The sequence below is a fragment of the Pseudomonas sp. Z1-29 genome, from assembly GCF_051131995.1.
In the GTDB taxonomy this organism is placed as follows: domain Bacteria; phylum Pseudomonadota; class Gammaproteobacteria; order Pseudomonadales; family Pseudomonadaceae; genus Aquipseudomonas.
Window position 1 is genome coordinate 2,997,777 of record NZ_CP071645.1, and the last position, 18,535, is coordinate 3,016,311.

General features: G+C 59.3%; 15 protein-coding genes. 5 read left to right on the forward strand and 10 right to left on the reverse strand.

Annotated features, from left to right (window positions below):
• Window positions 1-5 precede the first annotated feature (5 nt).
• From J3P84_RS13685 to J3P84_RS13700, 4 genes are all read left to right on the forward strand, one after another.
• Window positions 6-830 carry an ABC transporter substrate-binding protein gene (locus J3P84_RS13685; RefSeq protein ID WP_434631096.1) on the forward strand — a complete coding sequence of 275 codons (825 nt, stop codon included), beginning with the start codon at window positions 6-8 and terminating at the stop codon, window positions 828-830.
• 151 nt (window positions 831-981) lie between these two features.
• Window positions 982-1,830, forward strand: coding sequence for a polysaccharide deacetylase family protein (locus J3P84_RS13690; RefSeq protein WP_434631098.1), 849 nt, complete (start codon window positions 982-984; stop codon window positions 1,828-1,830).
• The gene (locus J3P84_RS13695; protein ID WP_434631100.1) at window positions 1,823-2,707 is read left to right on the forward strand and encodes a polysaccharide deacetylase family protein; all 885 of its coding nucleotides are present in this window, start codon (window positions 1,823-1,825) and stop codon (window positions 2,705-2,707) included. Before J3P84_RS13690 ends, J3P84_RS13695 begins: the two co-directional genes overlap by 8 nt.
• 25 nt (window positions 2,708-2,732) lie before the next feature.
• Window positions 2,733-3,905 carry an MFS transporter gene (locus tag J3P84_RS13700; RefSeq protein ID WP_434631102.1) on the forward strand — a complete coding sequence of 391 codons (1,173 nt, stop codon included), beginning with the start codon at window positions 2,733-2,735 and terminating at the stop codon, window positions 3,903-3,905.
• A gap of 37 nt (window positions 3,906-3,942) precedes the next feature.
• Here the strand turns inward: J3P84_RS13700 and J3P84_RS13705 are convergent, their stop codons facing one another.
• The 7 genes from J3P84_RS13705 to J3P84_RS13735 form a co-directional block, all read right to left on the reverse strand.
• Window positions 3,943-5,796, reverse strand: a complete 1,854-nt coding sequence (locus J3P84_RS13705; RefSeq protein ID WP_434631104.1) for an ABC transporter ATP-binding protein — start codon at window positions 5,794-5,796, stop codon at window positions 3,943-3,945.
• A gap of 77 nt (window positions 5,797-5,873) precedes the next feature.
• Complete coding sequence (locus tag J3P84_RS13710; protein WP_434631308.1) at window positions 5,874-6,329, reverse strand: GNAT family N-acetyltransferase; 456 nt, start codon at window positions 6,327-6,329, stop codon at window positions 5,874-5,876.
• A 34-nt stretch (window positions 6,330-6,363) separates the two neighbouring features.
• Window positions 6,364-7,680, reverse strand: coding sequence for a sensor histidine kinase (locus J3P84_RS13715; RefSeq protein WP_434631106.1), 1,317 nt, complete (start codon window positions 7,678-7,680; stop codon window positions 6,364-6,366).
• Window positions 7,681-7,737: 57 nt separating this feature from the next.
• Window positions 7,738-8,451: a response regulator transcription factor gene (locus J3P84_RS13720; RefSeq protein ID WP_434631108.1), complete on the reverse strand. Its 714-nt coding sequence runs from the start codon at window positions 8,449-8,451 to the stop codon at window positions 7,738-7,740.
• Window positions 8,452-8,536: 85 nt separating this feature from the next.
• A complete protein-coding gene (locus tag J3P84_RS13725; RefSeq protein WP_434631111.1) occupies window positions 8,537-9,343 on the reverse strand; it encodes a MipA/OmpV family protein in 807 nt (268 codons plus the stop codon).
• 121 nt (window positions 9,344-9,464) lie between these two features.
• Entirely contained in the window at window positions 9,465-10,634 is a 1,170-nt protein-coding gene (locus J3P84_RS13730) for a fumarylacetoacetate hydrolase family protein (RefSeq protein WP_434631114.1), read from the reverse strand.
• Between the two features lie 126 nt (window positions 10,635-10,760).
• Window positions 10,761-12,767, reverse strand: a complete 2,007-nt coding sequence (locus J3P84_RS13735) for a M10 family metallopeptidase C-terminal domain-containing protein (RefSeq protein WP_434631117.1) — start codon at window positions 12,765-12,767, stop codon at window positions 10,761-10,763.
• 310 nt (window positions 12,768-13,077) lie between these two features.
• Here J3P84_RS13735 and J3P84_RS13740 point away from each other — a divergent pair, with 310 nt between their 5' ends.
• Window positions 13,078-14,250, forward strand: a complete 1,173-nt coding sequence (locus J3P84_RS13740) for a zinc-dependent alcohol dehydrogenase (protein WP_434631120.1) — start codon at window positions 13,078-13,080, stop codon at window positions 14,248-14,250.
• Between the two features lie 21 nt (window positions 14,251-14,271).
• Here J3P84_RS13740 and J3P84_RS13745 read toward each other — a convergent pair whose 3' ends face one another.
• The 3 genes from J3P84_RS13745 to J3P84_RS13755 all read right to left on the reverse strand — a co-directional run bounded on the left by J3P84_RS13745 (window position 14,272) and on the right by J3P84_RS13755 (window position 18,450).
• Complete coding sequence (locus J3P84_RS13745) at window positions 14,272-15,588, reverse strand: hypothetical protein (protein WP_434631123.1); 1,317 nt, start codon at window positions 15,586-15,588, stop codon at window positions 14,272-14,274.
• 77 nt (window positions 15,589-15,665) lie between these two features.
• A complete protein-coding gene (locus J3P84_RS13750; protein ID WP_434631125.1) occupies window positions 15,666-16,967 on the reverse strand; it encodes an NAD(P)/FAD-dependent oxidoreductase in 1,302 nt (433 codons plus the stop codon).
• Window positions 16,968-17,010: 43 nt separating this feature from the next.
• Window positions 17,011-18,450 carry an APC family permease gene (locus J3P84_RS13755; protein ID WP_434623610.1) on the reverse strand — a complete coding sequence of 480 codons (1,440 nt, stop codon included), beginning with the start codon at window positions 18,448-18,450 and terminating at the stop codon, window positions 17,011-17,013.
• Window positions 18,451-18,535: the final 85 nt, after the last annotated feature.

Genomic DNA, 18,535 nt, shown 5'->3' on the forward strand with positions numbered 1-18,535 from the left:
CGACCATGAAGAACTTCGTTATTCCAGCAGTACTCGCAGGCGTTATGGCATCCGGTTTTTCCTTCGCCGCCCAATTGCCGGCCAGCATCAAGGCCAAGGGCGAAATCGTCGTAGCGATCATGCCGAACTACCCGCCGATGGATTTCAAGGACCCGGCCACCAACACCCTCACCGGCTTTGACTACGACCTGGGCAATGCTCTGGCCGAACGCCTGGGCGTGAAGATCAAATGGCAGGAGACCGGCTTCGAGCAAATGATCAATGCGTTGACCACCGACCGCGTGGACATGGTGCTGTCGGGCATGACCGACACCGCCGAACGTCAGGCCAGCGTGACCTTCGTCGACTATTTCACCAGCGGGCCGCAGTTCTACACCTTGCAGAAAAACAAGGACACCAACGCGATCATCGACCTGTGTGGCAAGAAGGTCGGCACCAGCCGCCGCACCACTTTCCCGACGGAGATCGCCGAGTGGAGCAAAGCCAACTGTGAAGCCGCCGGCAAGCCTGCGATCAACGTGGTCGGCACCGAGGGTTCGGCCGATGCCCGGGCGCAACTGCGCCAGAGCCGCATCGATGCGGCCATGCAGGGCAGCGAAACCCTGCCCTACCTCAAGACCCAGGAAAAGGACATGTACAAGACCGTGGGCCTGCCGATCTCCGAGCAGTTCACCGGTATGGGCGTAAGCAAGAAAAAACCTGAGCTCAGTGAAGCGGTGAAGGTTGCGCTGCAGAGCATGATCGATGACGGCAGCTACCAGGCGATCCTCAAGAAATGGGACCTGGAACTGGGTGCGATCAAGACCGTGACCATTAACGCCGGGAAGTAACGGAGCTGATCCACAATCCAATGTGGGAGCGAGCTTGCTCGCGATAGCGGTGTTTCATTCACCGAACATGCTGAATGTGCCGGCCTCATCGCGAGCAAGCTCGCTCCCACAGGGGATCGGGTGTGTATTTGAAATTATCGGAGCACTACAGATGTCTTCCTCACACCTACCCACCTGGCCCGGCCCGCACAAGGCTTGTCTGGCCCTGGCCTTCGACCTCGATGGTCCGACCGGTGATGCCATGCTCAACGGCTCGATCTGGCGCAAGCCCGAGTACTTCGGTTTCGGCGGCTATGGCCCTTATCGGGCGCTGCCGCGGCTGCTCGACCTGCTCGACGAGTTCCAGATTCCGACGACATTCTTCGTCCCGGCCTGGGTCGTGGAGAACTGGCCGAGACAGTGCCAGGCGATCATCGAGCGCGGGCATGAGGTGGCTTATCACGGCTACAGGCACGAGTCCTTTTATGCCCTGACGCTGGATCAGCAAAAGGAGGTGATGAATATCTGCCGCGAGGTGTTCTGGAAGCATCTGAACATCCGCGCCGAAGGCTTTCGTACGCCGTCCGGCGACTGGCGCGCCGAAACCCCGGCGATGCTGGTGGAAGCCGGCGTGCGCTATTCCAGCAGCATGCGCGGCGATGACCGGCCATACCTGGTGAACGTGCCGGGGTTCGACACGCCACTGGTGGAAATTCCCGGTCGCTGGGAAATGGACGACTACGCCTCTCTCGCCTATACCCGTGCGCCGAACTTCCCTTCCGGGCTGGACCGCACGGCCAGCTACGCGCTGACCCTGGATAACTGGTGCCGCGAATACGACGGCGCAATGGACGAGGGATTATGCTTGACCACCCTCTTCCACCCCAAGATTACCGGTAAGCCGGGACGCATCCTGCTACTGGAAAAACTCTTCGAGCACATGCGCACGCGCGACGACGTGTGGTTCGCCACCTGCCGCGACGTTGCCCAGTGGTGGCTGAAGGAGCATCACCATGGCTGACTCCCCTATCTGGCCGAAAGGCTATCGCTGCGCGGTGGTACTGACTGTCGATTACAACGACATCCACGGCATCCTCACCCAGGCCCCGGAGGTCGCCGGGCGCGACAAGACGCTGTCGGTATGGCGCTACGGCACCCAACGTGGCGTCGAGCGAATGCTCGGCCTGTTCAAGCAGCTCGGGGTGTCCGCCAGCTGGTTTGTCCCCGGTATCGTTGCCGAGGAAAACCCCGCGCACATTCAGGCGATCCAGGCCGACGGCCATGAAATCGCCTGCGCTGGCTATCGCCATCAGGACTACGACAGACTGGACCTGGCCGCCCAAAGCGACGATATCGCCAAGGGCTGCGAGACCCTGGCCCGGCTGACCGGCCAGCGCCCGACCGGCTTTCGAATCCCGGCGGGCAACGGTGCTCCGGGCTTCATCGAAGCCTTGAGGGATCAGGGCATTCGCTGGTCGTCGTCGTGGCGCGGCGATGACCTGCCATTCGCTCACCCGACCGTACCGAGCGTCATTGAAGTACCGCTGCACTATGAGCTGGAGGACGAGCCTTACTTCGCCTTCAACTTGAGCCCGGCAGTGCCACCCGCGCAATCGCGGATCGCGTCCTATAGCCACACCTTGGGCAACCTGCAGATGGACTTCGCCGGCTTTCACCGGTTCGGCCTCTGCTACGTGCTGCGCCTGCACCCGGAAATCATCGCCACGCCGGGACGGATAGGCGTGTTGCGCGAACTGATCGAGGGCATCCAACGGCACAATGACGTATGGATCGCCACCGGCGCCGAGGTTGCGCAATGGTGGTCAGACACCGCGGGGCCAGTCGCCGAGGATCATCCCGCGGCGGTTTATGAACGGCATTATCGGGATCACGTTTGATCTGAATAAGGATATTTGCACCACCGTGGCCACTTACTCACTCGTTATTCGGCGCCTGATGATTGTTTCCCTGACCATCGTGGTCAGTCGCGCCATTACCAGCCCGTTGCTCACGTTATTCTTGAGCAACAAGCTGGGCCTCAACCAACAGGACGTCGGCTTGCTGCTCGGCATCGCGGTCTTCATCGCCACCTTGCTGGCCCTCTATGGCGGCTATGTCATCGACCGCCTGGAGAAGCGCCGACTGCTGATCCTGGCGATGCTTTCCAGCGCCGTCGGTTTCGTACTGCTGACCTTTGCCGAAAACCTCTACCTGACCACGCTGACCGTGGTGATCACCGAGACCGCGTCAGCGCTGTTCCTGATCGGCTCCAAGGCGATCCTCAGCGAGAACCTGCCCATTGGCCAGCGCGCCAAGGCTTTTTCCCTGCGCTACACCCTGACCAATATCGGCTACGCCACCGGCCCGATGCTCGGCGTGGTGATTGCCGGTGTCTACCCGATCGCACCATTCCTCATTGCTGGCGGCATCGCGTTTTTCAGCATCTTCCTGATGACCGGCATCCCCAGGGCAGCGACACCGGCCATTGGCCCAGCGCCAAGCTTTCTCAAGACGCTGATCACCCTGAAAAACGACCGCACGCTGATCATGTTCACGTGCGGCTGCCTCTTGAGCACGGTGGTGCACGGACGTTTCACGCTTTACCTGTCGCAATACCTGCTGGTGACCCATGACTCCAGGCGCGCGCTGGAAATCATGGCCGCCCTGCTCGCCTGCAACGCGATCACCGTGATCCTGCTGCAGTACCAGATCGGCCGGTTCCTGGATCGCGAAAAGCTGCGCTACTGGATTGCCGCAGGCACCAGCCTGTTCATTGTCGGCCTGATCGGCTTCAGCCTGGCGGACGACATGCTCAGCTGGTGCGTGGCGATGTTCATTTTCACCCTCGGGGAGATGATCATCTACCCGGCCGAATTCCTCTTCGTCGATACCCTGGCCCCGGAAGAGCTGCGCGGCAGCTATTACGGCGCGCAAAACCTGGCAGCCCTTGGTGGTGCCCTGAGCCCGGTGATCTGCGGGTACCTGCTGCTGCAAACTCCGGCGCCGACGATGTTCTATGCCTTGAGCGCACTGACCGCCATGGGTGGATTCTTGTGTTTCATGAGCGGTCGTCGGGTGGCTGGCGTGCAGAAGTGATGTGTCGGCTGTTCCAGTGAACAGCCATCGCCCTCGCCTACTCCACCGCCTCGACCACGCCCTGATCCTCCCCCAGAAAGCCGCCACTCTGGTGATGCCACAGCCGAGCATAGGTGCCGTTCTTCCGGAGCAATTCGGCATGGGTGCCTTGTTCGATAATCCGCCCTTCGTCCATGACGATGAGCCTGTCCATCGCCGCGATCGTGGACAGCCGATGGGCGATGGCGATCACGGTCTTGCCCTGCATCATTTCATCGAGGCTTTCCTGGATGGCCACTTCGACTTCTGAATCGAGTGCGCTGGTAGCCTCGTCCAGCAGCAGGATCGGCGCGTTCTTGAGCATGACCCGGGCAATGGCGATGCGTTGACGCTGGCCGCCCGAAAGCTTGATGCCGCGCTCACCCACCAGGGTGTCGTAACCGCTATGGCCTTGCTTGTCGCTAAGTTGATTGATGAACCCATCGGCCTGGGCGCTGGCTGCGGCACTGCGTATTTCCTCATCGGTGGCGTCGGGGCGACCGTAGGCAATGTTGTCGCGGATCGACCGGTGCAACAGGGACGTGTCCTGAGTGACCATGCCGATGGCGCTGCGCAGGCTGTCTTGCGTGACATGCGCGATGTTCTGCCCGTCGATTCGAATCTCACCGCTGTCCACGTCATAGAAGCGCAGCAGCAGGTTGATCAGCGTGGATTTGCCGGCACCGGAGCGACCTACCAGGCCGATTTTTTCTCCCGGCCGGATGTTCAGGCTCAGGCCATCGAGCACCTGGCGTTCGCCGTTGTAATTGAAGCTGACATTGTCGAAGGTCACCGCACCACCGGTAGTAACCAGCACGCCGGCGTCCGGCGCATCCTGAACCTTGGGCCCCCGCGTCAAGGTTTCCATGCCGTCCTGCAGCGTGCCGATGTTTTCGAACAGCGAGGTCATTTGCCACATGATCCAGTGCGACATCCCGTTGATACGCAACGCCATGGCGGTGATCGCCGCCACGGCGCCGGTGCCTACTTCGCCTTGGTGCCATAACCACAGGGCGTAACCGCCGGCCCCGAGGATCAAGGCAACCACCAGTGCCTGATTGACGATTTCGAACTGGCTGACCAGGCGCATCTGGCGAAAGCCGGTTTGCTTGAAATCCTCCATGGCCGCGCGGGCGAAGTGTGCTTCGCGTTTGGAGTGGGAGAACAGCTTCACGGTGGTGATGTTGGTATAGGCGTCCGAGACCCGCCCGGTCATTGATGACCGCGCGTTGGCCTGCTCCTGCCCCACTTTCTCCAGGCGCGGCACGAAGTAGCGCATGGCCAGGCCGAACAACACTACCCAGGCAATGAAAGGCAACATCAGCTTCAGGTCAAAGCCGCCGGCCAGGGCGATGATCGCGATGAAATACACGCCGATCCCGGGGACGATCTCGATGAGGGTGAACAGCACCTCGCGCACCGACAGCGCCGTTTGCATCACCTTGGTGGTGACCCGGCCGGAGAACTCATCCGAGAAGAACGACAGGCTCTGTCGCAGCATCAGCCGATGAAAGTCCCAGCGCAGCCGCAACGGCAGGTTGATCGCCAATACCTGGTGCTGCACCATCGTGCGCAACGCGACCAGGCCGATGCTGGTCACCAGCATGATGCCGATGCCCCACAGCACTCGACTCTCCTGCCCCGCCGCATCGCCGCCGGCCTGCCAGGTCGAGAGCAGGTCGACGACCTGTCCGAGAAACGAAAACAGCCAGGCTTCGTAGATCGACACGGCGGCACTGAGCAGCGCGAAAGCGAGGATGTAGCCGCGGGCGCCCCGCGTGCAGGCCCACAAAAAACGCGCCAGGCCGTCTGGTGGCGGTGGGACTTCGTCAGGCGGAAAAGGGTCGAGCCGTTGTTCGAATGCGTGAAGCATGGGGATCTCCAGAACGATCTAACCAGGAGATTCTGGCATCTAAGAGTTGCTTTGAGGTTTTTTTGATGAGCGCAGGATTAGCTGCCCAGTTTTTTTTCCATGATGATCGTGCGCTCCGCGCCGTGAAACTCGTCCCGGACTTTTTCGAAACCCAGAGAAGAATAAAAGCCTTGCGCGGTGATCGAGGAAGGAACTCGTAGCCGCTCCACACCACCGCGCACGGCCCCCGCCTCAATCGTTGCCATCAGCTGATGCCCTATGCCTCTGCCCTGACAGGCAGGCGCAACGAACACGCTTCGGATGACGTTTCCATCAAGACTCGCTGTTGCGACAACCTCACCGTCACTGCTTGCGACATATACCTCTCGCTGGCCGAGAAAGTTCAGGATCGCTGCGGGTGAAAAGTTCTGCTGCACCTGCTCGATGATCTCTGGCGAATAATCTTGAACGTTGGACTCGCGCAGCGCCGCCACGACCACCAGGCTTATTGCTGTGGCGTCGGTACTCGTTGCCTTGCGGATGATGCAATCCATTGAGCGCTGTTCCTTGCGTTGGTTCATCTGGATGTCAGCGTAGGCTGCCGGGAGGCGCTCGGTACGACTGGCCCGAGGCCTCGGCCCGGTCATCGTATGGGGCCGCCTGGCCGAAGTGCAATTGCGCCAGAATCTCACCTTCAACCGCCGACGAGAGTATCAGGGTCCATCCAAATCGCTCGCAAATTCGCCGGGTGATGAACAGCCCCAGACCTTGTCCCCCGCCCTGCTTGCTTGAATCCCTCAACGCCATGGTATGGCGTCGAGCGGCCTCGACCACGTCAAAGCCTCCCGAGCTGTTGCGTATGCTCAATCTGCCGTCCGCCAGGCAGATTCTGATGGGCCCTGCATTACCGTGCTCTGTCGCATTGCGCAGCAAATTGCTGACGACGATCCTGACCATCGCCTCGGGGCAGGCAACTGTCGCAGGATGAAATTCTTCGATCACAAATGCCGCCCCCGTCCCGTTCAGCAGATGCGCATGATCGTCAACCAAGGCCACGATTATCGCGTCGAGCCGTGTGGTCTCGGCGGCAGCCTTCGCATCGGGCTCCCTGGACAGGAATAATAAGGCCGACATGATTTCCATCAGATTGCCTATTGTCGACTCGATGCGCGCCAAAGGTCGGTCTGTTTCCGCTGGCAACTTATACAATTTGATAACGTCGACGGCGCCTGCAATCACTGAGACAGGCGTACGGAATTCATGGCTGGCCAGGTCCAACAGGCTGCGTTCCCGTTCTATGAATCGTCCTACCCGGTCAAGGTGACGGTTCACAATGACCGCTATGTCGTGCAATTCACTCAAGTCGAAGTCGGTTGCAAGGCGCAGGGCCGGTTGCTCCGGGTCCAGCTCATCCATCCGTTGGGCCAGTAGCTGGAGGGGTCGCCTCAGCGTGCGGTAGACCCAGACAATCGCGCCCAGGATCATCAAACTGCTCAATAGCGCCATGAGCACGCTCAGCAGCGCTGTCATGTTTTGATGGTTTTCCAGGTCGGTTATGTCCACGGACATGACAATACGCTCGTTCCCAAGCGGTGTTACGAGCACAGCATGGCTACGGTCGGTGTCATAGGAATCCATCTGATGTTCATCGTGGTAGCCAGGGTCGAGCGACGCGAAGTACGGGGGCATATCGGGTGGCGGAGCATATCCGTTCAGACGCCAACCCCGAATTATCCCGGCGGATGAAAGATCTTTTTCCGCAGTTGATCTTCCATCAGACAGGTACTGGTCCGTACTGGACTGCAAAAGCTCGCGCCAGATGGGATGAACGACCATTTGCTGGCTCAAGTTGCCCTGGATGGTCAGTCCTGCAGCCAATGTGAGGCCGAACAAGATGAAAATCACGCTGATCCTGCGACTCAAGCTACTGGCTGCCATCGTTGATCTCGCTGAGAGACGTGCTCATTCATCGGCGGCTTGCAGACGGTAACCGCTACCCGCCACGGTTTTGATCAGCTTGTGTGACGCGCCTCCATCCACGGCCTTGCGCAACATATACATATGTGAACGCAGGGCGTCATTGTCCGGAACGCGGTCATCCCAGATCAGCGTTTCAAGCTCATCTCGGCGTACCAGGCCTGGTGACCTGCGCATCAGCAAAGCAAGCAGTGTTCGGCGAACGGGCGTCATCGCGAGCGTTTTACCAGCCCTCGTCACCTGCAAGGTGTCCAGGTCAAATCGCAAGTCGGCCACTTGCAGTACCTGCGACTCGAGATGCGCGCCACTCATGCGCTGAGTGACGACTCTCAATCTTATTTCAAGCTCCGCAAGCGCGACCGGCTTGACAACGTAATCATCCGCGCCCGTAAGAAACCCTTGAATCTTGTCTGCGACTTGATCCTTGGCGGTGATCAATATTACCGGGATGCGAGACTTCAATTGATTGCGAAGCTTCGCCAGCATTGTCATGCCGTCCATGCGCGGCATCATCCAGTCGAGCACGATCACATCGTATCGGTTGCTCGCCAGGAGACTGAGGCCCGTCTCGCCATCGGGCGCCGCATCGGGATGATGTCCACAAGCGTGAAGATAATCATAGATGTTGGCAGCCAAGGCCGCGTTGTCTTCAATGATGAGAACGCTCAAGGCCTGTTTGACCCTATTGTCCATGCTCATACCCGAGTTGTCCGCAGTAAATCCAGGGTTGGTACGGATCAGTCGGCAGCGTACGCCTGACCATTTGGTCCGGGCCCGTTGCCGATCAAAAACTTCTCGATATCCCGATAAACGCGGACATCGCGCCGTTTGTGTCTTCGTCTACCAACGGGCTGTCGGTGATTTTCACCGGGAGGTGTTCATACGTAGCATTTGCGATGAACACCCAGCGCTCTGCGAATGGTCGAGCAAAATCCAGACCGACGCGTTGCACCGTCGCACTGCCGGGCCGGTAATCGACAACGCCTCGGTCGACTTCTCCAGGAAGCGTACCGTAATAATAGTTCGCCAGTTTTTCAGACAAGTAGGAAATGCCGACGCTAGGGGTGATTCTGCTTCGCCCCCACTGAATGGGGTAGCCGTACTTCAACCCAGCTTCATAGCCATCGCTGGCGTCGCTGATGTCGCTTTTGACGGCGAGCTCCAGTTGCCCCAGGTCCCCGGTCCACGTGGCCGCGATCCCCATGTCGATTGCATCGTCACGGTCATCGAGCAATGAGCGGTCAACGCCACGGTCTGCGAGTTCGCGTCTGCCGAAATCTGATCGATCGATTCCATCCATGCGTGCAGACAATGTCGCATCGATTGCGAAACCGTCACGCTCGAACAGATGCGCGCCGCCGGCTATTCCACGCCAGAAAAACCGCTCACCTTCGTAGCTGAAGAGAGGGAAAGGCGTTAGCTGCACGCCCTCACCGGCATAAACGCCGCTTGATATTGCGGTTCCCAGTCCGAGGCCCCAGCGGGATTGCGGTGTTTTGCGGGTGGGATTCGCGTCATCATCAGCAATCTCAGCGTTGGCGAAGCCGGAAGTGGCACAAAGGATGGCGGAGAAAATCAGAGAAGGTTTCATACCGTACCTGTATTCAGAGAGAGGGGGCTATGCGCCGTACGTGGTCTAACGCTGAACTAGGGGTGTCGTCGAAATGTCGTCGAGAATCCTGGATGAGCGGCAGGCGGTGGCTTTCCGGTGATTATTTAGCGGAGCTGACGGAAACCACCTCGGTCTCGATCGAGCCAAGATAATTACTCGAATACCGCACGGTGTTGCCCGGGCGCAGATAGATGCCTTTTTTCTGCTCTGCCGCCAGATAGGCTTCGATCACGCTGAGTTGCTGATCCCGGCTGCGTGCTCCCATGAGCTCGTCGATAACCTCGGGGCCTGGCTCCTTGAACACCACTCCGTCACCGGTCCCGGTAAGTACAGCGCTGCCTGTGTCGATTGCCTGGCGGTTGACCATGGGAATGCGGCCGCCCTGATACGACCAGGTACGGGTGGTTGCTTGTTCGAGCGTTTCTCGCACAATAAGGCGAAGGTCCTTGATCATGTCGCCTGCGTTCGCTTGCTGACGTCGTTCGCCATCGACATAAGTTTCAATAACGACAGCGGCGAGAAAGGTTTTCCAATCCTTGGGCACCACCAGAAACGGACCAACGGGAAAACGGTCGTTTCCGCTCTTCGCATCAGGGAAACCGTCTCCAGAAGTGATGTCCTTCAAATTGATATTTCTGACCAGGGCCGCTCGGTCACTGAAGTCCCCGCAGATAAAGAAGCCCTTACGTGCCTCGTCGAAATCCGCTGCGGATCTCAGCTCGCGGTCGAACCGCGCGCACACTTCAACCTCGTAGTCCATCAAGGCATCCGTTGCGGCAATGATTTTTGAAACAGGGCCGCTGGCGGGCGATATCTTGGGGAACAGGAAGGCCTCGTCTACGCCGACCTCCTTGCCATGCTCTGGATAATTCGTGCCGGCCGCGATATGTGCCACACCCCGTGGGCCTACACCCATCAGCCGGGCAAGCGGATGCACTTGCGTGCGTGACGGCTGGCCTGCAAGCGCGTCGAGGCGCGCGAGGCTGAAACGGCTGATGACGTCGAATGCATCAGCGCTATGAAGACCGGACAGCTCGCTCAGGTCAATTGCCGTCACGCTGGTTTCAGACAGCGCGGTCACAAGGAGCGTACTGACGACATTGCCTTTGCGCACCTGTGCAAAGGTGTGTGCCATTTGCACAGGCGCCAGCATCGGTTTGGTCGCGGAGGCATTATTGACAGGCGCAGCCAGGCTTTCTGTCATGGGCATGGCAATCGCCAATGCCAGTGCCAGTGCCAAAGCGGGTACGGCAGTTCGGTTCGAGGGCATGTAAGAGGCTCAGGATGGCTAGTTGGAAGTGCCTATCCTGATGGCCTCTTGTCGTTGGTTTGTCGTCCGGACCCGTCACTCAGTAGCATTGGTCTACCCAGAGCGGTGCCGGACGCGTAGCAAGGATCACCCAAGCTGCTCAGGCGCAGCGACCCCAAGAAGCTGCAGCTCGGTAAAAGGCTCATCACCCGAAGCGAAGATAAAATCATCGTCTCCAAGTTGCGCCACCACATCGCCTTGCAACGTGATTTCGAACCGACGCCCCTGTTCATCGGCGCTGTAGCTTTTCAGGAAGGTTCGCTGGCCATCCTCACTCAGCACGGCCGTCAGCGTCGCGTTGTAGCCGTTCCCTAGCCCGGTGAAGCCTAACGCAGAGACGTCTATCTTGTCGGTATCCGGGTCGAAGTCGACAATCCGGTCCTGGAAATTTCCATCCGCCGTACGGAAGCTGTCCTCCAGGGATCCATAGCGGAACACATCGGCCCCCTCACTTCCTGTCAGCACGTCTCGCCCCGATCCTCCATCAAGAACATCGTGCCCAAAGCCGCCCGAGACGACATCGTCGCCGCCGCCGGCGATGAGCACGTCGCCCGCCGCCGAGCCCTTCAGGCGATCGGCCGACTCCGTTCCCTGGATCAGCGTGCGACTCAGCACTACGTTGGTTTCGTTGAGAACTTGAGAGAGATCGCCGTTGAGTGCCAGTTCGAAACGATGGCCCTGCCCGTCCGCTTCAAAGCTTTTAAGATAAGTGCGGGTACCGCTGTCATTGACAGAGACCGCCAGGGTTCCGTCGAGCCCATTGCCCAGTCCGCTGAAGCCCAAGGCGGACAGGTCGATAAGGTCCTGGCCCGGATCGAAATCAACGATGCGATCGCTGACGGCCTGAGAGTCGGTGCGGTAGCTGTCACCGATGGAGTTGATTCGGAACACATCGGCGCCGGCGCCGCCATGGAGAACATCGCGCTGCCCTCCTCCATCGAGCACATCATTGCCCTCATGACCGGTGAGCAGTTCCGGGACGTAGGAGCCATAAAGAACATCGGCGCCCGCGCTTCCTTCAATTTGCGGCAACACACCGGCCAGCGCGCCGAAGGTGGTGTCCAGGGTTCCGTCAGGATTCAGCCTGATGATGCTGAAGTCATCGTTACCAAAATAATTGCTCTGCCCGGCTACCAGGATCTTGCCGTCCGCAAGCACGGTGATGTCCCGGGCCGTATCCCTGCCGCCGGCCAGGTCGAGTACAGCGATGCCATTGTTGCCAAAACCTGCGTCGAAGGTTCCGTCCTGGTTCAGCCTGATGATCTTGAAGTCGAATCCGGTTCCCTCCTCCTCGTTGTAACCCGCTACCAGTATCTTGCCGTCGGCCTGCACGGTAATCGATTTCGCCATGCCAGCTACTTCAATGTCGGCCGTGCCGTCGGTGCCAAAACCTGTGTCGAGGGACCCGTCAGGATTCAACCGCGCGACCACAAACGCGCCGTTGTAGCCGGGCACGAGGATTTTTCCATCGGCCTGCAGCGTCAGGCCAAAGCCTTCCAATGTGCTGAGGCCCGGAACAGTGAACTCCACGGCGCTGCCGCCGTTGAAACTGGAATCGACCGTACCGTCGGGGTTGAAACGATTGACGGAAAAAATCTGGTCATAAGAGTCATGATTCGCCACGAGGATCTTGCCGTCAGGCTGTACGGTCGCGCTGGCGGAATCACCCCATGCTGCCGGAGCGGTGGCCGTTCCATTGACGCCGAAGCTCTGATCCACCGAACCGTCGGTGTTCAGGCGGATCATGACGATGCTCGGCGCAGAAAAATGTGGATAGACGATCAGGTACTTTCCGTCGGCCTGTACGGCTGCGCTATAACCTTCGCCCGGGTAGATGTCGCGAGGCAGCAGGGTTTTACCATCGTCGCTGAAAGTGCTGTCGAGCGTGCCGTCGGCGTTAAGGCGTACCAAAGAAGTCCTGTAGCCTTCGTACTCCCACTGACCAGTTTCCACCCAGGTCATCCCGGCAAGCCAGATCTTGCCGTCCGGCCCCACGGCTATCTTGGCGGTGTCGTTATAACCGTCCAGGTCCACGAAGGTTTTGCCGGTACCGGCACGTAGCGCCGCGCCAACGCTGATGTTTGAGCTGGTCATGCTTGAGCCTCACAGTGTCGATGGGATTCCCCGAGAATTTTGTCTTCTACAACGTAGCCGTTTACTTCAAATCCGCCAGCCTGGATTCAACCCCCCAAGGCAGCCGTCTCTGCGTATCTGACGCCTCGGCTCGCTTGTGGTTCTCACGCCTCTCACTTACCTGACATGCCTCGCCGTTTATCGCGTTCCTGTTGATCCGTGCAAACAAGATTTGAACTTGTGGGGTTTTCTTTCAACCGAAAACATCAACAGGTGCGCAACGAGATGACTTGGTGGCTAGCGTACCGACCCCACCCCGGAGGTAGATCAAATGAAAGCGTTACGCTGGCATGGAAAAAAAGATATCCGCTGTGATGACCATCTCCCCGACCCGACGATAGAACATCCGCGAGACGCGATTATCAAAGTCACTTCGTGCGCCATTTGCGGCTCGGACCTGCACTTGTATGACGGTTTCATGCCCGGTATGAAGCATGGCGACATCATGGGTCACGAGTTCATGGGCGAAGTGGTGGAAGTTGGTTCGGCCAACAAGAAGTTGAAGATTGGTGATCGGGTGGTGGTCCCCTTCACCATTTGCTGCGGTGAATGCGATCAATGCCGGCGGGGTAATTTCTCTGTGTGCGAGCGCAGCAACCGCAACAAGGACCTGGCCGACAAGGCCTTCGGCCATACCACGGCGGGCTTGTTTGGCTATACCCACCTTACCGGTGGCTACCCCGGCGGCCAGGCCGAATACGTGCGCGTGCCTTACGCGGACTTCACCCCGGTGGTCATCCCGGATGGCCTTACCGACGAGCAAGTGCTGTTCCTTGGCGACATCTTTCCCACCGGTTGGCAGGCCGCCGTGCAATGCGATATCCAGCCAACCGACACCGTCGCGATCTGGGGCGCCGGCCCGGTCGGCCAGTTCACGGTGCGCAGCGCGGTGATCCTCGGGGCCAGGCAGGTGGTATGCATCGACAACGTGCCCGAGCGCCTGGCCATGGCCAAGGCCGGTGGCGCCATCACCATCAATTTTGATGAAGAAAGCGTGCTGGACCGCCTGGCCGAGCTGACGGGAGGCAAGGGGCCGGAGAAATGCATCGACGCGGTAGGCATGGAGTCCCACGCAACCCGTTCATTCGACTCCATCTATGATCGGGTCAAGCAAGCGGTAATGCTCGAGTCGGACCGCCCCCACGTGCTGCGGGAAATGATGTACGTCTGCCGCCCCGCTGGCACGTTGTCGATCCCCGGCGTCTATGGCGGCTTGATCGACAAGATTCCGTTCGGCGCCGCCATGAACAAGGGCCTGACCTTCAAGATGGGCCAGACCCATGTGAACCGCTGGACCGATGATCTGCTCCAGCGCATCCAGGAGGGGCAGATCGACCCAAGTTTCGTCATCACTCACACCGTGAGCCTTCAGGACGGCCCGCAGATGTACAAGACTTTCCGGGACAAGAAAGACGGCTGCGTGAAGGTGGTGCTGAAGCCTTGACCTTCGGGAACCGCCTCCGACCTAGAACGACCACGCCACCAAAACCTGCCCGTAGAGATTGGTGGTGCTGTTGCCGACTTGTGTCCCGCCATTTGCGGCACTTTGCTTCGGCTTATAGAGGCCCACCAGGGGCATGAGGGTCCAATGCGGGTCAATCGACCATTCGGCGTAGAGGTCCGCCTCGTCGGCATCCAGTTGGTTACGGCTCGCGTCGAGGGTGCGGAAGGTGTAAAGCAAGATGCCTAGCTTGAGATCCTCGGCGGGAGCGAGTTTCAATCCCACATGCTGCACAGTGGCGTTGCTGTTGAACGGGCCCGCATAGTTGGCAGCGACTTCACCTTGGAACCAGGTACCGAGCGCGCGGCCATTGCCATAGAAAAGCGGGTCGTAGCCTTCGGAGAAACGACTGTATCGGTAGTTGATCGAAGGCGTGCCGGGAACATCGTCAAACGTCCAACCGGCTTCAAGATACCAGGCGTTCTCCCTGGCGTTATCTTTCTGCTCCCAAGCGTACTCACCGGCCAGGAACAGCCCGGAAACCCCTGCATTACCCTGTCCGCGAACGCTGTAGAGCTGCATACCCTTGCGCTCGGGAAACAACAGGTCCGCCATTGCCTGGTCGGTATCGGTGACTTTCAGATAAGTCAGGCCCAGGGTGCCCTGCTCGCTGACATGCTCCAGCGTACCCAGTGCCAATTCCGGCCTGGCCTGGGCCGGGTTGTCGGACTTGAGCCACATAAGATCACCCCGCCAGCCTTGCTGGCCACCCAGGCGCAGTACGGCCGTGCGATCAAAAGCCTTGCGACCGGTCAGGTAGTATCCCCCGCCCCGATTGGCTTTGCCGTCGACAAACTCCTTGCCGAGATTCAAGGCATCGCCACTGACCAGAAAGCCGTCGCCGATCACGATGTTTTGCCGCCCGAACGATATGTCCACGCCGTTCTCGTCCATGACATCGAACCGTGTGCCGGAGCGCCAACCCACGAAAGCGTCCTCGATTTTCGTGGTGCGCTCATCACCTGAAGACCAGCCGGCCGGGTCGCCATCGCCAAAGGTGGCGGAGCTTACCCAATTCAATGAACCGTACAGTTGCGACCCGGCGTCGAGACTATGGCGCAGGTCGAAACCGTATTGCAGGACCGCCTCTTGCCACCGGCTGGCCCCCTCTCTACGTGTTCCCGATTGCGAGTAGTTTTCCCGGCTATGGAAGGCGCCAGCCAACGCGAGCAAGCGCGCATCGACTTCCGTGGCTTCATCCTTGTACAGCGGCTGCGCTGCTGCTGGAACACAGACGCAGGCGAACGAAAGCGCGATTATTGTTTTTTTACAGGCGAGCATGGGCCGTACTCCGATATGCGAAAGGAGAAGCAGTGGCGCCGTCAGTCAGCGCCAGTCAGGTCATGGGTAAGGCGATATCAGCGGCGACCGTTGCGGTAGCCCGCCAGCTGGTGGCTGGCCTTTCCAAGGGTGCAGATCAGGTTGCGCCAATGATCCTTGCCGGGAATCCGCGTACGCGGGATCGCACTCATCACATCCCAATGCCGTGAACCGCCGGTCATGCCATCGGCAATGACACGGCTGACCACATGACTCGGCGTCACGCCGAAGCCCGAGTAACCCTGGACGAAATAGGCGTTGTCGCGCCCGGGCAAGGTACCGATCTGTGGGAACAGATTAGCGCTGCACTCCATCGGCCCGCCCCAGGCCAGGTCGATTTTCACGTGATCGAGGTAGGGGAAAACCTGGAGCATAAGATTTCGGTTCCACGCCTTCAGATCGTTGGGAATGTACTCGAGCAGGCGCGTCGCCGAACCGAAGAGCAGACGGTTTTCATTGGTCACCCGGTAGTACTCGATCACCGGACGAATATCGCTGAAGGCACCTCGTATCGGACTGATCTGTTCGATCAGCGCAGGGGGAAGCGGCTCCGTCACCAATTGGAAGGCGTAAGTGCTCACCATCGTCTTGTGCAATTCAGGCTCGAGCCGGTCCAGAAACGCGCCGCAGGACCAGAGGATCTTCTTCGCCCGAACCGAACCTTTCGCCGTACGCAAGTTAATGGTGTCGCCATAGGTCACCTCCAGTACGGGGGTGTTTTCATAAATGCGTCCACCCAGGCCCACCAAGGCCTTGGCCGACCCCAGGAGCATGTTCAACGAATGGATATGGCCGTTGCCCATGTGCTTCAAGGCGCAGCTGTATACGTCCGAGCCGACGATGCTTTGGACCTCGGCGCCCTCCAGATAGGCAATTTCGTGATCCGGATTGAGCTGTTTGTATTCTTTTTCCCATGCTTGTAGCAGCCGACCCTGGCGCTTGTTGAAACCGAGATAGCCATAGCCGTGGCAGAAATCCGCATCAATTTGATAACGCTGGATGCGGTTCTGGATAATCGAGGCGCCCAGGTCGCTGATCTCGAAAATCGCTTTGAGCCCCTCCTCGCCGACGCTTTTGCGAATCTTCTCCAGATCGTGTCCGATCCCGGCCATCACATGACCGCCATTGCGCCCCGAGCCGCCGAAACCCAGGTAACGGGCTTCCAGCACTACCACGTCGGTGAATCCGCGCTCGGCGAGTTCCAACGCAGTGTTGATACCGGAAAATCCACCTCCGATAACGACGACTTCGGCCTCGACATCGTGCTCCAGGTCATTGAACTTCAAGTCATATTTGCGAGTGGCGGTGTAATAGGTCGTTGGTGTTTCAACGGACAGCATGCCTGCACCTCTTGGTCAGTTTTCTTGTTGTTGTAAATGCAGCTCAGTGTGGGGAGACCGATGGCAAGGCCGGGGCGCGGTCTTGCACGAGTCGTCGATAGGCATACAGCAGCAGTGAAAACATCAGGATGCCCAAGGCGATCAGCACCTCCTTCGCTCCGCCATAACCGGCCAGCTCGGCAGATGCGGCCCCGACCCCGACCACTACGCCAGTGAACACGCTCAGCAGCCAGGCCACCGGCAGCCAGCCGCGTCCCAGACGCACCGGACGCGGGTGCAACGGTGCGTCCTTGCGCAGCAAGATGAAGCCCGAAAGCGCGAAGAAGATGGCGGTCAGATAACCAATATTGGCCGTCACCAGAATTGCCAAGGGCGATGACAGGAAAAAGATCATCGCCAGGTTCACCGCCACCGCCACGCTCATGCAACGTCCAGGTACCTGGTGTTTGTTGAGCACACCCAGTTGTTTGATGGTCAGTCCTTCCAGCGCCGTGCCGTACAACGCCCGCGAGCCATCGGCCAATGCCGCGTTCAACCCCATGAACAGCCCCACCAGCAACGCGATCACGAAAAAGCTGCTCCAGCCCGTGCCCAGCACCGCGTTGAAGGCCGCAATGTAGAAACCGCTGGGGTTCTCCAGGGCCGCTTGCGGATCCACCAAGCCGCCCAGGCCGAAAGCTACTGCGGCAAACACCAGCACGGTGTAGCCACCTGAACTCATCAACGCCAGGCGCATGTCCCGCTCGCTGCGATATTCGGGCCCGAAGGCTGCGCACATTTCGGTGCCATAGGCGCTCCAGCTGACCAGGAACATCCAGACCAACGCGGTGCGCAACGACTCCCAACCGAACGCCTCGCGCGCCTGCCAGGCCGATGCGAAGCGCTCCATGCTCCAGCCATGAGCCAGCAAAGGCGCCACTGCCAACACCAGGATCGGCACCAGCAGCAGCGCCCCCATGTATTTGGAGACCGATGCGGCCAGATGGATGCCGCGACGATTGAATTGCCAGAAAAGCACGATCAAACCCGCTCCGATCATCTGGGCCAGGCCAATGTTGGCCAGACCTGTATCGAAGCTCCAGATTTGCGAGGGAAACCACTGCGCCTGAATCAACGCTCCGGCGCTCACGCCAATGATCGACAACACCGCCGACCAGCCAAGCCAGTAACCAAAGGCGGCCAAGGGACCGACCCAGGCACAGCGTTTGCGCCATCCTTCGGCCGCGATCATTGCGATGCCGCCAGGTTTATCCGGAAACATTGCGCTGACTTCCAGGAAAATCCAGTTCTGACAGGCCCCGATGGCTGCCGAGCCCACCCAGAGCATTAGCGCGGCTACCGGACCGAGTGCACCGAGGGCGAAGCCGAAAGAAGCGAAGATCGAGCCTGACACCGCCATTGACAGTGCGAATGCATCGCTCCAGCGCAAGGTTTTCTGCAGGTGCGAAGCCGAGGCACAGGTATTGTTATTGGTTGTATCCACGGGAACAGACTCCAGCCGGGTAAGAAGCACAATCCCATTAGACGCCTCCCTGGCTGGCCAGGAACATGGTTGAGAATGTCGTGCA

Bases quoted from the DNA above. Each gene is read 5' to 3' on its own strand.
- J3P84_RS13685 (WP_434631096.1), top strand. From the start codon at position 6: ATGAAGAACTTCGTTATTCCAGCAGTACTCGCAGGCGTTATGGCATCC.
- J3P84_RS13690 (WP_434631098.1), top strand. From the start codon at position 982: ATGTCTTCCTCACACCTACCCACCTGGCCCGGCCCGCACAAGGCTTGT.
- J3P84_RS13695 (WP_434631100.1), top strand. From the start codon at position 1,823: ATGGCTGACTCCCCTATCTGGCCGAAAGGCTATCGCTGCGCGGTGGTA.
- J3P84_RS13705 (WP_434631104.1), bottom strand. From the start codon at position 5,796: ATGCTTCACGCATTCGAACAACGGCTCGACCCTTTTCCGCCTGACGAA.
- J3P84_RS13710 (WP_434631308.1), bottom strand. From the start codon at position 6,329: ATGGATTGCATCATCCGCAAGGCAACGAGTACCGACGCCACAGCAATA.
- J3P84_RS13720 (WP_434631108.1), bottom strand. From the start codon at position 8,451: ATGAGCATGGACAATAGGGTCAAACAGGCCTTGAGCGTTCTCATCATT.
- J3P84_RS13725 (WP_434631111.1), bottom strand. From the start codon at position 9,343: ATGAAACCTTCTCTGATTTTCTCCGCCATCCTTTGTGCCACTTCCGGC.
- J3P84_RS13730 (WP_434631114.1), bottom strand. From the start codon at position 10,634: ATGCCCTCGAACCGAACTGCCGTACCCGCTTTGGCACTGGCACTGGCA.
- J3P84_RS13735 (WP_434631117.1), bottom strand. From the start codon at position 12,767: ATGACCAGCTCAAACATCAGCGTTGGCGCGGCGCTACGTGCCGGTACC.
- J3P84_RS13740 (WP_434631120.1), top strand. From the start codon at position 13,078: ATGAAAGCGTTACGCTGGCATGGAAAAAAAGATATCCGCTGTGATGAC.
- J3P84_RS13745 (WP_434631123.1), bottom strand. From the start codon at position 15,588: ATGCTCGCCTGTAAAAAAACAATAATCGCGCTTTCGTTCGCCTGCGTC.
- J3P84_RS13750 (WP_434631125.1), bottom strand. From the start codon at position 16,967: ATGCTGTCCGTTGAAACACCAACGACCTATTACACCGCCACTCGCAAA.